The 16311-nt window shown below is 42.1% G+C and carries 14 protein-coding genes; 11 read left to right on the forward strand and 3 right to left on the reverse strand.

The window, feature by feature from the left end:
• The first annotated feature begins 99 nt into the window (after positions 1 to 99).
• Entirely contained in the window at positions 100 to 477 is a 378-nt protein-coding gene (locus AW165_RS15455) for a ribonuclease E inhibitor RraB (protein ID WP_005079563.1), read from the forward strand.
• Between the two features lie 28 nt (positions 478 to 505).
• A complete protein-coding gene (locus tag AW165_RS15460) occupies positions 506 to 883 on the forward strand; it encodes a nuclear transport factor 2 family protein (protein WP_017387409.1) in 378 nt (125 codons plus the stop codon).
• Positions 884 to 927: 44 nt separating this feature from the next.
• Here the strand turns inward: AW165_RS15460 and AW165_RS15465 are convergent, their stop codons facing one another.
• Positions 928 to 3018 carry a TonB-dependent receptor gene (locus AW165_RS15465; RefSeq protein WP_060466341.1) on the reverse strand — a complete coding sequence of 697 codons (2091 nt, stop codon included), beginning with the start codon at positions 3016 to 3018 and terminating at the stop codon, positions 928 to 930.
• Between the two features lie 75 nt (positions 3019 to 3093).
• On the opposite strand from AW165_RS15465, the gene AW165_RS15470 reads away from it, so the two are divergent.
• Positions 3094 to 4239 (forward strand): DUF1624 domain-containing protein, encoded by a 1146-nt coding sequence (locus AW165_RS15470; RefSeq protein WP_060466342.1) that lies wholly within the window; start codon positions 3094 to 3096, stop codon positions 4237 to 4239.
• Positions 4240 to 4280: 41 nt separating this feature from the next.
• Here the strand turns inward: AW165_RS15470 and AW165_RS15475 are convergent, their stop codons facing one another.
• Positions 4281 to 4748 carry an Lrp/AsnC ligand binding domain-containing protein gene (locus tag AW165_RS15475; protein WP_060466343.1) on the reverse strand — a complete coding sequence of 156 codons (468 nt, stop codon included), beginning with the start codon at positions 4746 to 4748 and terminating at the stop codon, positions 4281 to 4283.
• Positions 4749 to 4884: 136 nt separating this feature from the next.
• On the opposite strand from AW165_RS15475, the gene AW165_RS15480 reads away from it, so the two are divergent.
• The 5 genes from AW165_RS15480 to AW165_RS15500 all read left to right on the forward strand — a co-directional run bounded on the left by AW165_RS15480 (position 4885) and on the right by AW165_RS15500 (position 11049).
• Positions 4885 to 6150, forward strand: coding sequence for a D-amino acid dehydrogenase (locus AW165_RS15480; protein WP_060466344.1), 1266 nt, complete (start codon positions 4885 to 4887; stop codon positions 6148 to 6150).
• Positions 6151 to 6170: 20 nt separating this feature from the next.
• Positions 6171 to 7274 carry an alanine racemase gene (gene alr / locus AW165_RS15485; RefSeq protein WP_060466345.1) on the forward strand — a complete coding sequence of 368 codons (1104 nt, stop codon included), beginning with the start codon at positions 6171 to 6173 and terminating at the stop codon, positions 7272 to 7274.
• Positions 7275 to 7284: 10 nt separating this feature from the next.
• On the forward strand, positions 7285 to 7644 hold the full coding sequence (locus AW165_RS15490; protein WP_000071347.1) for a RidA family protein: 360 nt from the start codon (positions 7285 to 7287) through the stop codon (positions 7642 to 7644).
• 161 nt (positions 7645 to 7805) lie between these two features.
• Complete coding sequence (locus tag AW165_RS15495) at positions 7806 to 9245, forward strand: amino acid permease (protein WP_002118023.1); 1440 nt, start codon at positions 7806 to 7808, stop codon at positions 9243 to 9245.
• A gap of 370 nt (positions 9246 to 9615) precedes the next feature.
• Positions 9616 to 11049, forward strand: coding sequence for an amino acid permease (locus AW165_RS15500; protein ID WP_009387486.1), 1434 nt, complete (start codon positions 9616 to 9618; stop codon positions 11047 to 11049).
• Positions 11050 to 11106: 57 nt separating this feature from the next.
• Here AW165_RS15500 and AW165_RS15505 read toward each other — a convergent pair whose 3' ends face one another.
• The gene (locus tag AW165_RS15505) at positions 11107 to 11988 is read right to left on the reverse strand and encodes a LysR family transcriptional regulator (RefSeq protein ID WP_057067783.1); all 882 of its coding nucleotides are present in this window, start codon (positions 11986 to 11988) and stop codon (positions 11107 to 11109) included.
• 165 nt (positions 11989 to 12153) lie between these two features.
• On the opposite strand from AW165_RS15505, the gene AW165_RS15510 reads away from it, so the two are divergent.
• From AW165_RS15510 to AW165_RS15520, 3 genes are all read left to right on the forward strand, one after another.
• Positions 12154 to 13671, forward strand: a complete 1518-nt coding sequence (locus AW165_RS15510) for a CoA-acylating methylmalonate-semialdehyde dehydrogenase (RefSeq protein WP_060466346.1) — start codon at positions 12154 to 12156, stop codon at positions 13669 to 13671.
• 11 nt (positions 13672 to 13682) lie between these two features.
• On the forward strand, positions 13683 to 14573 hold the full coding sequence (gene mmsB / locus AW165_RS15515; RefSeq protein ID WP_060466347.1) for a 3-hydroxyisobutyrate dehydrogenase: 891 nt from the start codon (positions 13683 to 13685) through the stop codon (positions 14571 to 14573).
• 77 nt (positions 14574 to 14650) lie between these two features.
• A complete protein-coding gene (locus AW165_RS15520) occupies positions 14651 to 16300 on the forward strand; it encodes an AMP-binding protein (RefSeq protein ID WP_060466348.1) in 1650 nt (549 codons plus the stop codon).
• The last annotated feature ends 11 nt before the right edge of the window (positions 16301 to 16311 follow it).

Consider the following 16311-nt stretch of genomic DNA (forward strand, 5'->3'; position numbering starts at 1 on the left):
ATGCAATTGGGAACGGAATATATACCCAAATTGCAATAAAAGTCGGGTATTCTGGATGTCGAATAATATTAATACCGCGACAACAACAAGGATCACTTTATGACTCGTGACTACGAACAATTTCCAGATGATGATAACGGCAATGTACTTTGGCAAATGGCTGAAGATGGGGATGATTTAACCGAGCTGCATGAAATTGAATTTTCTATTGCTTTTCATGATCAGAAAAATGCAGAGCAATGTGCGCTGTATTTGCTTTATCAAGAACAAAAAGTTTCACTTTTTCAAGATGACTCTGTTGAGCCAAATGAATGGGTGATTACCATCTTCGTTAACATGGAACCTGAGTATTCGGACATTGTTGACTTGGAACAATGGTTTGCCAGCATCGCTGAGAAATTTCAGGGCGAATATGATGGATGGGGCTGTATGGCCTATGTCTTTGAGGAAGACGAAGAAGATGACCTGTTGCAGTAAGGTCTAAAATAAAGAGTAGGAGATAATCATGAACTTATCTCAAAAACAAATTGCAGTACGGTTTTTAGAGCTTGCCGCAGCTGGTGAAGTTGATGAAGCTTACAGCAATTACACTGCGCCGAACTTCAAGCATCACAACCCTTATTATGCGGGTGATGCGACTTCTTTGAAGGAAGGGATGCGTGAAAGTGCAATTGAAACTCCCAACAAAGTCTTTGATGTTCAACATGTCATTGAAGAGGGCGATTTGGTTGCTGTGCATTCAAAACTTGAAATGCAAATGAATGGGTTAACCACCTTGGCCGTGGTTCATATTTGCCGTTTTGAAAAGGGTAAAATTGCTGAGTTTTGGGATATTGGACAAGTACAGCCCGACCCACTCGTCAATGAAAATGGTATGTTCTAATGAAAAGCCCGAAAGTTTTCGGGCTTTTTTTATTTATAGAAGAATTAAAATTTCCACTGTGCCGAGATTGAGGCATTCAGTGGTTCACCTGGTTGAACCCATAAATCGCTATAGCTTGAGACATAGTAGGTTTTATCAAACAGATTATTTACATTGAGCTGATAACGTAAACGATCAGATGGGGCATAGTAACCATTTAAATTGACCAGCGCATAGCTTGGTAAATTAAAGCCATTATCTAGATTATGCCCACTGCGTTCGCCTACATAAGTAAGGTTGGCACCTACACCTGCTTTTCGTGGGCCTTCTTGTAGAAACTCATAATTGGTGCTTACGGAGCCTTGATGTTTTGGAACATTGCTTAGACGAGCGCCTTTTGCCAAGTCTTGGTCTTTTTCAATTTGAGCATCGGTATAACTATAGTTGGCATTGACGAACCAGCGATCAGTGATTTGGCTATTTAAGTCAAACTCAACTCCTTTACTACTCACTTCACCTGCTGCGGTTTGAAAATTACTGTCGATAGGGTCTGTCGTCAGTACATTCTGTTTTTTCATTTTAAACAAAGCGAGACTCAGCACACTTTGGTCGTTTATTTTATATTTGGTACCGACTTCATAGCTTTCGCCTTTTTCAGGAGCAAAAGTCTGACCATTTCGATTCATGCCACTATTCATGGCAAATGAGCGGCCATAGTTGCTATAAAACGCCCATTGGTCAGAGGTCTTAAAGTTTACTCCGAAACGCGGACTATTTTGATGAAGTGTCTGGTTGCTTTCAGTCTGAGTCAGGTGATTTTTAAAGTCTTGTTCGACCTGATCAAAACGGTTACCGAATAGCACACTCCACTGATCATTGAAAAAGATCTGATCTTGTACATTCAGTGCGAAGTAACGCTGGCGCTCTTTGGTGTTGGTAAACGGAGTGAGGTTCGGTAAATATTTGCCATATTCAGGTTGGTAAATATCAATTGTGTTTGGCATACCAGCACTGTGATTACGACGAAGCTGGTTTTGTTTATAGTCAAGTTGACCAAGCTCGGTTGAAAGTAAAATTTCATGGCGAGCCCAAGAGGTATCAAGCTTGCCAAGTAACTCTGTCTGAGCTAGGACATCTTCACTTGTATAGTCACGATAGCGACGTTGACGTTCTAAAGTACGTCCATCGGCTTGCATACGCCGAGGTTCGGTTGCAAAGCCGACCATTTTGGCATCTTTATAGCTGACCGCACTATTTAGTTTCCAGTCAGGATTAAACTCGTGACTCAGACGTAATTGGTAAAAGTAATCTTTTATTTTTAAATCGCCGTCGTCAGGTTCACCTGTAAATGTTTTCGGGTCCATCACAAATTGGTGATGGACTGTGCTGACCCCACGGTCAAAGGTTCCTTTATGCTCAGTAAATTCACTGTCAAAGTCGAGTTGCGTTTGGTCTGAAATTTTCCATGTAAGCTGTGGTGAAAAGAACCAGCGTTCACTGCTGACATGATCACGGAAGCTTTGATTATCTTCATGAGCCACTGCTACACGATAGGCCAGTTCATCATTTATAGGCGCGGTATGTTCGAGACTAATTCGGTATTGTTCTTGGGTATTAGCGCGTAAGTTAACTTCACTTTCACTTTCCCATTGTGGTTTTTTACTATTGAGGTTAAGTAAGCCTCCTGTTTCGCCCCGGCCATATAGCGCCGCCATTGGTCCTTTTAAAAACTCTAAAGATTCAATATTTACTACATCTTTTGGAGCACTGATTCCTCGGTTAACACTCAGACCGTTTCGAATCATAGAGGCACCTAAATTTGGGTCGCCACTAAAACCTCGGAAAGAGTAGTTATCCCAAAAGCCGCCCCCATAATTGTTTTGATGAAAAACTCCGCTCACTAAAGTTAATGCATCATCAATCCGTTGAACGTCTTGTTGTTCTATCATTTGTTTAGAGAGAAAAGCACGATTAAACGGTACATCTAGAACATCGTGAGAAAATTTAGTCGCCGAGCTATTTTGGCTCACATCTTCTTTGTTGCTTTCAGCCTGAATGCGTATGGTTTCAAGTACTGTTGACGTTTCCTCTCCCCAAGTGAGGGGCGATATAAATGATAGACCTAACGAAGACAGCAATCCTAATTTGTGTCGCATAAATAATCAGCCATAAAAAGACAAAAGGTATTAAATGTAATAGTATAACGTTACATTATTTTGTTGATTACCGCTATGTCTATAGAAAAAAATATTGAACGTTTACAGTCGATTGATGCTTTACGTGGTCTGGTCATCATTATTATGTTGCTCGACCATGTAAGAGAAACTTTCTATTTACATAAACAGGTTACCGACCCAATGGACGTAACAGTAACAGAACCGGCTTTATTTGGCAGTCGATTATTGGCCCATATTTGCGCTCCGGTTTTTGTACTTTTAACCGGTATTTCTGCATTTTTATTTCAATCAAAAAAACAGGACTTACAACAAACGCGCGCTTTTTTATTAAAGCGTGGCTTATTTTTGATTGCACTGGAGCTCACGCTGGTGAACTTTGCATGGACAGCAACTTTTCCACCCGAAGTCATTTATTTACAGGTGATCTGGGCGATTGGTATTAGCATGGTGGTGCTAGCGTGCTGTGTAAGTTTGCCTTTGCCTGTTCTTGCGGGCGCAGGTTTGGTTATTATTTTTGGGCACAATTTATTAGATTCAGTGCACTTCTCACAAGGCGTCTTGCAAAATATATGGTTTGTTTTACATGACCGTGGTTGGATTGAGATTGCAGACATCAAGCTTCGCACAAGCTATCCAGTTTTACCTTGGATTGGGGTGATTTTATTGGGCTATGCGCTAGGTCAGTTCTTTAGTTCAAAATATTCAGCAAAGCAAAGAAGCTGCACTTTACTCAGCCTTGGTTTAGTAAGTATTGGATTGTTTGTTTTACTGCGTTTTATCAATGTCTATGGCGACCAGCCGTGGCAACATTTTGAGTCATTACAACTGAGTCTCATGAGCTTTTTTAACCTCACTAAGTATCCGCCGTCTTTATTATTTATTTTGCTGAATGTTGGAATTGGCTTGCTTGTGCTCGTTGCTTTTGAGCGTATGCAGCAATGCTCGTTTTTAAAACCCTTGGTGGTGTTTGGCTCGGTGCCTATGTTCTTTTATTTATTGCACTTATATGTATTGAAACTCATGTATGTGTTTGCACTCAGTGTGTGGGGAGCTAACTACGGGAAGTATTTGTCGGTCAATCATGTGTGGATGCTGTGGTTAATCACGATAGTGTTATCTTTTGCGCTCTATCCAGCAGTTAAGTGGTTCTCGAAGTTCAAACATCAAAATAAACATATTTCGATTTTAAAATATTTCTAATTTCCAAAACTTGAGTAAAGCGAGTTCAATGGAGCTTCGCTTTACTTGCTTACATCTAAATATAAAGTTTCTTTTACTTCTTCCATGACCACATAACTATGTGATGATGCCGAAGCAGGAAGTTTCTTTAACAGATCACCTAACAAGCGGCGGTATGCACTCATTTCTTTTAAGCGTGCTTTTACAAGGTAGTCAAATTCACCTGAAATGAGGTGGCATTCAAGCACTTCAGGAATCTCAACTAAATCTCTAGCCACCTGATCAAACACATCGCCAGATTTGGCAGATAACTTAATTTCTAAAAAGACAAGCAGGTTACGGTCCACAAAGGCTGGGTTTAACCGAGCGTAATAACCCATGATAATGCCATCGCGTTCTAGGCGTTTTACACGCTCTGAACAAGGGGTGGTCGACAGGTTAACTCTCGATGCCAAATCACTAATCGCAATTCGTCCTTCGCGCTGCAAAATGTCCAGAATCATGCGATCTATACGATCTAAGGGGCGCATAGATATTTCCTCTTTTTTTAAAATTCTCGCGAGAAAAACATAAATTTACCTAGATTATACCCTGAAAAACAGTGAAATAAACTATTGAAGCAGAAATATACTAGTTAAATAAACTGGTGTGCGTGAGGGAATGGAAATGCGCGTAATTGTATTAGGTAGCGGCGTTATCGGAGTGGCAAGTGCCTATTATCTAGCTCAACAAGGAGCTGAGGTCACTGTTCTTGACCGTCAGGCAGGCCCTGCTGAAGAAACAAGCTTTGGTAATGCAGGTCAAATTTCGCCAGGGTATTCGACCCCTTGGGCAGCACCAGGAATCCCTTTTAAAGCTGTGAAGTGGATGTTCCAACATCACGCACCGCTTGCGATTAATTTAGATGGCAGCATGTGGCAGTTACAGTGGATGGCGCAAATGCTAAAAAACTGTAATCCACAAAGTTATGCTGTGAACAAAGAACGTATGATGCGCGTGGCTGAATACAGCCGTGATTGCTTACGTGAACTTAGAAAAGATACAGGCATTAATTACGAAAACCGTGCTAAAGGTACGTTGCAGTTATTCCGTAAAGAAGCACAAATGGAAGCGGTTCAACGCGACATTAGCGTGCTACAAGAGTGCGGCGTAAGCTACGAATTATTAAATGGCAACGAACTTGGTCGTGTAGAACCCGCTTTGGCAAATGCGCAAGATAAACTCGTTGGTGGTTTACACTTACCAAATGACGAGACAGGTGACTGTTATTTATTTACCAATGCTTTAGCTCAAATTGCTAAAGAGTTAGGTGTTAACTTCCAGTTCAACCAAAACGTAGAAAAATTGATTGTTGAAGGCGATGAAATTAAGGGCGTTCAGGTCAATGGTAAGGTCTTAACTGCAGATCGTTATGTTTTAGCGTTTGGTAGCTATTCACGTGATTTCTTGAAACCACTTGATCTACAGTTACCTGTATATCCTGTGAAAGGTTATTCGTTGACGATTCCAATTGTTGATCCTGCTTTTGCTCCGCAATCTACAGTGCTTGATGAAACCTACAAAATTGCGATTACGCGTTTCGACCAACGTATTCGCGTAGGTGGTATGGCAGAGCTAAGTGGTTTCAATTTAGGTCTGAACGAAGACCGACGTGCAACCTTACAAATGGTGACTCAGGACTTGTTCCCAGGCGGCGATATGGCACAGGCGTCTTTTTGGACTGGTTTACGTCCAATGACACCAGACAGCACTCCAATTATTGGTGCGACTCGCTTTAAAAATCTGTTCTTGAATACAGGTCACGGTACTTTAGGTTGGACCATGGCATGTGGTTCAGGAAAATTAATCAGTGACATCGTATTGAATCATAAGACTGAAATCAGTACCGATGGCCTTTCAATTCAGCGTTATTCACACGCACATGCTGCATAACGGACGTTAGGAAAGTAATCATGCCTCGTCCTATTATCGCAGTGATCCACCGTCAAGCCTTACAAAATAATTTGGCGGTGGTACGCAAGGCTATGCCAAACAGTAAGGTCTTTGCCGTTGTAAAAGCCAATGCTTATGGACACGGAATTGAACGTGTTTATGAAGCGTTTAAAGCGGCAGATGGCTTTGCCTTACTTGATCTTGATGAAGCAAAACGAATTCGTGCTCTAGGTTGGACAGGTCCAATTTTATTGCTCGAAGGAATTTTCTCTCCTCAAGATTTATTTGATTGTGTGCAATATCAACTCAGTTTCACCATTCATAGTGAAGCGCAAATCGAGTGGGTAGAAAAGCATCCTTATGCGGCCCAATTTGATGTTTTTTTGAAAATGAACAGCGGTATGAACCGTCTTGGTTTTAAACCACAGCACTATGTTCAGGCTTGGGAACGTTTAAATAACTTGGCAACTGTATCCAAGATTACGCACATGATGCATTTTTCAGATGCAGATGGTGACCGTTTTGGCCAGCAAGGTATTGATTATCAAATCACTGCATTTGAAGAAATTATTAAAGATTTACCGGGTGAAAGGTCGGTAAGTAATAGTGCGGCAATTCTGCGTTATCAAGACCAGCTCAAATCAGATTATGCACGTAGCGGCATCATGCTCTATGGCAGCTCGCCAGACTACCCGACGCATAGTATTGCAGACTGGGGCTTACAACCCACCATGAGCTTACGCAGTGAAATTATTTCCGTTCAGCATTTAGAGCCGAATGAAAGCGTAGGTTATGGCTCAAACTTTGTCGCAGAGCAACCCATGACGATTGGAATTGTTGCTTGTGGCTATGCCGATGGTTATCAACGTATTTCACCAACAGGTACGCCTGTTTTAGTGGACTCAGTCCGCACTCGCACAATTGGCCGTGTCAGCATGGATATGTTGGCAGTCGATTTAACGGGTATTGACAGTGCCAAAGTCGGCAGTGAAGTGGTGCTCTGGGGCCAATCAAGTAAAGGCGTCGTTTTACCTATTGATGATGTCGCAATTTCATCCGGTACGGTGGGCTATGAACTGATGTGTGCCGTCACCGTCCGTGTTCAATTTATTAATCAGGTATAAGGAAATCCGAATGTCTAATTCAGATATACAAAAGATTAACACTAACGAAGTCATGAGCGCCGTGACTGTTTTTAACAAAGTAGTTTATCTGTCAGGTCAGGTACCTAAAAATACCGAGCAAGACGTGGCAGGCCAAACTCGTGAAATTCTTGCAACGATTGATGAACTTTTGGCATTAGCCAATACCGACAAATCTCGCTTGCTCTCTGCACAGCTCTATTTGAAAAATCTTTCTGACTTTTCAACCGTAAATGCAATTTGGGTTGACTGGTTAAAAGGGTGTGTTGCTCCATCGCGTGCCACAATTCAGGCCGATTTGGTCAATCCAGATTGGTTAATTGAAATTGCCGTGACGGCAGCACAAAAGTAATTCGTTTTTACTCCAAAAATGATGATGTATCTAACAGAAGGAAGATAGATACGGTTTAACCAGTCATTTTTGGTGAACAGATTCAGTGACCTATGGCATACGGTTCGATTTTCGCCATAGGTTGCTGATCTTAACAAAGGAATTCAAAAAGGAATTTTAATATGACAACGGCTCGTCATTCAGATACGGAAAATTCTCCTGATCATCTGCAACGAAAACTGTCTAACCGTCATTTACAACTGATTGCTATTGGCGGTGCAATTGGAACCGGCCTATTTATGGGCTCGGGCAAAACTATCTCCCTCGCAGGTCCTTCAATCCTTTTGATCTATATGATTATTGGAGGCATGTTCTTTTTCTTAATGCGTGCAATGGGCGAGTTGCTCCTTGCAAATCTGCATTACAAATCTTTTGTTGATATGGCTCATGACTTGATTGGTCCTTGGGCTGGTTATTATTTGGGCTGGACTTATTGGTTAGGTTGGGTGCTGGTGGGTATTGCGGACCTTTCAGCGGTCATTAACTATTTAGGTTTCTGGCTGCCTGACGGTGCAAGTTTCTCACCAATACAGCAAGCCATGATTAGTGCAGGCTGTGTATTGTTTGTGATGGGTCTTAACCTACTAACAGTACGTCTATTTGGTGAAATCGAATTCTGGTTTGCTCTTATTAAGATCTTGGCGATTATTGGCCTGATCGGAGTGGGCGGCTACATGATTTTCAGCCATTTCCAAGCTCCGCAAGGCGCTGTCGCAAGCATCAGTAATGTTTGGTCACATGGTGGTTTATTCCCGAAAGGTACAGAAGGCTTCTTGGCAGGATTCCAGATTGCTGTATTTGCTTTTGTCGGGGTTGAACTTGTAGGTACAACGGCTGCTGAAACCAAAGACCCGCAGAAGAACTTACCGAAAGCGATTAATGCGATTCCGGTACGTATTATTTTGTTCTATGTGTTGGCACTGTTTATTGTGATGTCAGTAACACCGTGGGACCATATTCGTGCAGACAAAAGTCCGTTTGTTGAGTTATTCTTAAATGCTGGTATTCCGGTTTCTGCAATCATCATGAACTTGGTGGTGCTATCTTCGGTCATGTCTTCAATGAACAGCGGTGTGTTTTCAACCAGTCGTATGTTGTTTGGATTATCAAAAGATGGTCAGGCACCGGGTGCATTTGGTCGTTTATCAAAACGCGCAGTCCCTTCAAATGGTTTGATTTTCTCTTGTACTTTCATTATGGGCGGAGCGGTGCTTCAGTACTTTGTTCCAAACACGATGGAAGCATTTACTTTGGCAAGTTCACTTTGTGTGATTCTATTCATTAGTGTCTGGAGTCTTATCATGGTGTGCTATTTACGCTACCGTAAATTACGTCCTGAATTACATGAAAAATCAACATTCAAAATGCCAGGTGGCGTTTGGATGAGTTATGTTGTTTTGGCATTCATGCTTTTCACTTTAGTTATTTTGGCATTAGAGCCAGATACATTGAAAGCTTTATATGTCAGTCCAGTATGGCTGGTCATTTTAGGTGTTACCTATCATGTGCTCTATAAACCACGTATGAAAAAACTAGGACGTGAACTCGTCAACGATCATTAAGTTTTATTAAAAAGCCAATCAATCATGATTGGCTTTTTTTATTTTTATTAGATTTTTTATCGGAATAATATTGTTTATTTTTGGATCAATAGAGCAGTTTGGAGGGTATTGGAAAAGTACATATAGCAGGATCACATGCTACACTTCGGCTAATCTGGAAACCCAGATTGTTTAATTAAAATTGCCGTGAAGGCAGTACATAAATAATGTGACTTAAAAAAATCAGGACAAACGATTTATCAATTAAGGAAAAAATATACTTGAACATCTTGTCCTGAGGTATAGACTCAGCAACCCACGATATACGGTTCGTTTTTCTCCCTATAGGTTGCTGATTTAAGTTAAGCAAAATATAAAAAGGACTTCTAATATGACAATGGTTCATCATTCTGATGAGGCAAGCTCCCCTGATCATTTACAACGGAAATTAAATAATCGCCATCTACAAATGATTGCAATTGGCGGTGCAATTGGAACCGGCTTATTTATGGGCTCGGGCAAAACCATCTCCCTCGCAGGTCCTTCAATCCTCGTTATCTATATGATAATTGGTGGCATGTTCTTTTTTCTGATGCGTGCATTAGGTGAACTACTGCTTGCCAACTTACATTACAAATCATTTGTCGATATGGCTTATGATTTGATCGGACCATGGGCTGGCTATTATATAGGCTGGACTTATTGGTTAGGCTGGGTACTGGTCGGTATTGCTGATTTGTCTGCGGTCATTAACTATTTAAGTTTCTGGCTGCCCGAAGGCGCCAGTTTCTCACCCATGCAACAAGCCATGATTAGTTCAGGCTGTGTACTATTCATTTTAGGGCTTAACCTTCTTACCGTTAAGCTATTTGGTGAAGTTGAATTTTGGTTTGCGCTGATTAAGATTTTGGCTATTATTGGCCTGATTGGAGTCGGTGGTTACATGCTCCTCACTCATTTTCAAGCTCCGCATGGCGAGGTTGTGAGTGTAAGTAATGTGTGGTCGCATGGCGGCATATTTCCAAAAGGCGTAAGCGGATTTTTGGCAGGTTTCCAGATTGCCGTGTTTGCCTTCATTGGCGTTGAATTGATTGGTACAACTGCTGCTGAAACGAAAGATCCAGAGAAGAATTTACCGAAGGCAATTAACGCGATTCCTGTACGTATTATTCTATTCTATGTGTTGGCACTCTTTGTGGTGATGTCAGTAACACCTTGGGATCACATTCGTGCAGATAAAAGTCCATTTGTTGAGTTGTTCTTAAATGCAGGTATTCCTATTTCTGCAATTATCATGAACTTGGTCGTACTGTCTTCAGTGATGTCTTCAATGAACAGCGGTGTGTTTTCAACGAGCCGTATGCTGTTCGGTTTATCAAAAGATGGACAGGCACCGAGTGCATTGGGGCGTTTATCAAAACGTGCCGTACCTTCAAATGGTTTAATCTTCTCATGTATTTTCATTATGGGTGGGGCAGTGCTTCAGTACTTTGTTCCAAACACGATGGAAGCATTTACTTTGGCAAGTTCACTCTGTGTGATTCTCTTTATTAGTGTATGGCTTCTGATCATGGCATGCTATTTACGTTACCGTAAGTTGAGTCCAGAGTTACATGCTAAATCGACCTTTAAAATGCCGGGTGGCGTGCTGATGGCATACGTTGTTATCGCATTCTTCTTGTTTACTTTGGTGATTTTGGCACTCGAGCCAGATACATTAAAAGCGGTATACGTGAGTCCATTGTGGCTAGTTGTTTTAGGCGTTAGCTATCATGTGTTTTATAAACCACGCATGAAAAAACTAGGCCAAGAAACTTTTGATTAATTATTGCTAATTTCAAAAAAGCCAATCATCCGTGATTGGCTTTTTTATTTATACTCTTTAATCAACCAACAAATGCTGATATTTATCGGCTTGTTTACGCAAATAGTCCCAAACCAATTTAATGCGCGGTTCATGTTGTAAATCAACAAAGGTCAGCATCCAAAACGTATGGGTAAAGCGAACTTGTTGCTCTAGCACCTCTTCAAGTTCCTGTTTATCATCTGCCAAAAACTTGGGCAAAATCGCAAGTCCTGCACCCGCACTTACCGCAATTTGCTGGGCTAAAATACTGCTGCTACGGAAGTTGGCATTCAGCTTTAAAGGGAGTCGTTCTAAACAGTACAACTCGGGGCTATACACTAGATCATCAATATAGTTCACAAAGCGATGTTGGGTTAAATCTTCTAAGGCTCGAATAGGCGGGTTTTGGGCCAGATAGTTTTTGCTACCATAAATTTTTAAACAATAATCTGATAATCGCGTAATGATGTAAGGGCCAGACGTAGGACGATCAATTGACACAACAATATCTGCCTCACGGTGTGAAAGCTTAATCATTTTTGGCACTGGAATTAGGTCGATGGTGAGCAGTGGATATTGGATAGAGAACTCAGCTAATAACCGAGCTAAAAAAGCAGTACCAAAACCTTCAGGTGTGCCAATTCGCACACGACCTTGCAAAGGTTGGTGTGGTTTTTCAATTTGTAAGAAAGCTTGTTCCATTTGCTCAACTCGAGGAACCAGTGCCATCCCTTCGAGTGTTAGCTCATAACCTGTCGCTTCACGCTTAAACAGCGTTGTACCCAAAGCAAGTTCTAGGGCCTGAATCCGTCTTGCAACCGTACTGTGCTCGACACCAATAATCCGCGCAGCATTGGTCAAAGTTTTAGTCCGAGCTAAAACCAGAAAAAAATGTAGATGATCCCAATCCACTTTCATTTTTGTTGTCATCCTTGTGCATATTTGCACAACAATCGTGCATGAATTTCCGTTGGTGGTCAAAGTTTTCTTTGCTAGTCTCAATTGAAACTGGAATAAAGAAAATACACAGATAAGTATTTTCCAATAATTGAACACAATAAAAATATGGCCTACGGAGAGGTTATGAACACAATCCAAAAAATCGAATTGGAAACCGCTAAATTACTCATTAACGGAAATTTTATCGAATCTGAAACACAAGAATGGCAAGATATTATTAACCCTGCAACACAGGAAGTGATTGGTCGTGTACCATTTGCAACGGTTAAAGAAGTTGACGCTGCTATTCAAGCTGCACAAGATGCTTTTGCTTCTTGGCGACAAACCCCAATTCAGGCACGCATGCGCATCATGCTCAAGTTACAAGACTTAATTCGTGCCAACATGAAAGAAATTGCGCAAGTACTAACGGCGGAACAAGGCAAAACCTTGGCAGATGCAGAAGGCGATATTCAACGTGGTTTAGAAGTCGTTGAACATGCCTGTTCAGTTGGTACTTTGCAAATGGGTGAATATGTTGAAGGTGTTGCACGTGGTGTAGACACTTACACATTGCAGCAACCTTTGGGTGTTTGTGCAGGTATTACGCCGTTTAATTTCCCAGCCATGATTCCACTTTGGATGTTCCCAATGGCAATCGTGTGTGGCAATACCTTTGTTTTAAAACCATCAGAACAAGACCCGTTATCAACCATGATGCTGGTTGAGCTTGCGATTCAAGCAGGTGTTCCAGCGGGTGTACTTAACGTTGTGCATGGTGGCAAAGAAGTGGTTGACCGTTTGTGCACACATAAAGACATTAAAGCGATTTCATTTGTAGGTTCAACTGCAGTTGGAACACATGTTTATAACCTTGCAGGGCAACATGGTAAACGCGTGCAGTCGATGATGGGTGCAAAAAACCATGTTGTGGTCATGCCTGATGCCAATAAAGAACAAACTTTAAATGCTTTGGTGGGCGCAGCGTTTGGTGCTGCTGGGCAACGCTGTATGGCATTGTCGGTTGCAGTCATGGTCGGTGACAGCAAACAATGGATTCAAGAGTTAGTTGAAAAAGCGAAAACCTTAAAAGTAAACGCAGGCCATGAGCCAAATACTGATATTGGCCCTGTCATTTCAAAACGTGCTAAAGCGCGAGTACTCGACTTAATTAATAGCGGTGTTGAGCAAGGTGCAGAGTTACTACTCGATGGTCGCGATGTTCAAGTTCAAGGCTATGAATCGGGCAACTTCGTGGGTGCAACGATTTTTAGTGGCGTAAATACCGACATGCGTATTTATAAAGAAGAAATCTTTGGCCCTGTTCTTTCAATTATTTGTGTAGACACACTTGATGAAGCGATTGCGCTTATCAACGCCAACCCATTTGGTAACGGTGTAGGTCTATTTACACAAAGCGGTGCGATTGCACGTACTTTCCAAAACTTAATTGATATTGGTCAAGTTGGTATCAATATTCCAATTCCTGTGCCAGTGCCTTTCTTTAGTTTTACCGGTTCAAGAGGTTCAAAGCTGGGTGATTTGGGGCCATACGGCAAACAGGCTGTGCAGTTCTATACCCAAACCAAAACCATTACAAGTCGCTGGTTTGAAGATAGCCATGAAGTTAGCGGTGTAAATACAACCATTAGTTTACGTTAAGGGGATCACGGATGAATATCGCCTTTATCGGTCTAGGCAATATGGGCGGCAAAATGGCCCATAACCTACTTAAAGCCGGACTCAATGTTTATGGATATGACCTCAGTGAAGTTGCGATTCAGCACTTCGCCGAGGCAGGTGGGGTGGTGTGTGATAGCCCACAGGATGCAGCTAAACAAGCAGATGTGGTCATTACCATGTTGCCTGCGGCAAAGCATGTTAAGGAAGTTTACTTGGGTGAAAATGGTGTCTTGGAAGTGCTAAAAGCAGGTAGCTTATGCATTGATAGTAGCACCATTGACCCGCAAACTATTAAAGACATTGCCACTGTTGCACATAGCAAAAATATTAAAATCTGTGATGCACCCGTCTCTGGTGGAACCATTGGTGCTCAAGCAGGAACCTTAACCTTTATGGTGGGTGCCGATGATCAAACCTTTAATGAAGTAAAACCTGTACTTAGCCACATGGGTAAAAATATAGTTCATTGTGGTGATGTCGGCGCAGGTCAAATTGCCAAAATCTGCAACAACCTGATTTTAGGTATTTCAATGGCTGCTGTTGCCGAAGGTATGGCACTCGGTGTAAAGCTGGGCATCGACCCACAAGCATTGGCAGGCGTCATTAACACCTCAAGCGGTCGTTGCTGGAGCTCGGATGTGTGTAACCCATGGCCGCATATTAATGAAAATGCCCCAGCATCTCGAGGTTACCAAGACGGCTTTGCAACTCAGCTGATGCTAAAAGATTTGGGTCTTGCAGTAGAAGCGGCAGGCCAAGTCAAACAGCCAGTCGTATTAGGTGGCATGGTGCAACAGCTGTATCAGCAAATGTGCATGCGTGGTAATGCCAATCTCGACTTTTCGAGCATTATTCAGCAATACCTGCCACAAGAGGCATAACGGTAAAGCCAAAGGATGGCTTTAAACACATTAAACCCTGTCGTGAATAACAACAAATCCGGACTGAGGGAAAAGATATGATGGATTATCAAAATGCTGCACAGACTTTCGATTTGGAAAGCACTGCAAAACTGATGTTATCAGGTTCACTTGATAGCTTAAATGCTTGTTATGAATGCTGTGATCGACACGCAGATGGCGACAAAATTGCGCTGTATTGGCAAGGAAAAGACGGACGAAAAGAGCAATATACCTTCCGTGAATTAAAAGAGTGGTCGAGTCAATTTGCCAACTTTCTAAAATCACAAGGTGTAAAAGCAGGCGACCGTATTTCAGGTCTATTACCAAGAACACCCGAATTGATCGTGACTATTTTTGCAGCTTGGCGAATTGGTGCTGTCTATCAACCACTATTTACTGCATTTGGCCCAAAAGCGATTGAGCACCGTATTCAGCTTGCACAAAGTAAGCTGGTGGTGACCGATATGGGCAACCGTAGCAAGCTTGATGAAATTGAAAATTGCCCTGCAATTGTGACTGTCGCCGACGCACAAGGTACTCCGCTTAAAGCAGGCGATTTTAACTTTTGGAATGAAGTAAAACAGCAGTCCGATCAATGTGATTTGGTCATGCGTAGCATCCAAGATCCTTTCTTGCTCATGTTTACTTCAGGCACTACAGGTCCTGCTAAACCCTTGGAAGTGCCATTAAAAGCACTGATTGCCTTTGGTCGATATATGAAAGATGCCATTGGTTTAACCGAAGAAGATTCATTCTGGAATATTGCCGATCCAGGGTGGGCGTATGGCCTGTACTATGCGATTACTGGGCCGTTATTCTTGGGTCACGCTACTTTGTTTTATGAAGGTGGTTTCAGCACAGATAGCTTATGCCAAATTGTGAAAGATTATAAAGTTAACAACTTGGCAGGTGCACCAACGGCTTACCGTATGATGATGGCGGCTGATCCAGCACAAATGACGCCGTTAAAAGGGCAGTTCCGTGTAGTGAGCAGTGCAGGCGAGCCACTGAATCCAGAAGTAATACGTTGGTTTAAACAAGTGCTTGATGCTCCGATTTATGACCATTACGGACAAACTGAAGTGGGCATGGTGGTGTGTAATCATCATGGTTTAAAACATGAAATTCATGCGGGTTCAGCAGGTTTCCCAAGTCCGGGCTACCGCGTTGCGATTGTCAATGAACAAGGTGAAGAGCTTCCAGCGGACACCCCAGGAATTTTAGCAGTCGACATTAGCCAGTCTCCAATGATGTGGTTCGGCGGCTATAAAGAAAGCCGAAAATCGCCTTTCGTTGGTCATTACTACTTAACGGGTGATACTGCCGAGCTTCATGCCGATGGCAGCATGAGCTTTGTAGGTCGCAGTGATGATGTAATCACTACATCGGGCTATCGTATTGGGCCTTTCGATGTAGAAAGCGCTTTACTCGAACATGATGCAGTGATTGAAGCAGCAGTGATTGGTGTGCCTGATCCGGACCGTACCGAAGTGGTTAAGGCATTCGTAATTTTAGCTGCGGATGCTCAACCTTCCGATACGCTTGCTGAGCAACTCAGCCAATTTGTTAAAAGACGACTTTCTGCACATGCGTACCCACGTTTAGTTGAATTTGTGAGTGAATTACCTAAAACTCCAAGTGGCAAAATTCAGCGCTTTTTATTGCGTAATCAAGAAATTGCTAAACAACAAGCTAAAGCAGGGTAAAGGAAATAATA

The sequence above is a fragment of the Acinetobacter sp. LMB-5 genome (assembly GCF_001541635.1).
Lineage (GTDB): Bacteria > Pseudomonadota > Gammaproteobacteria > Pseudomonadales > Moraxellaceae > Acinetobacter > Acinetobacter pittii.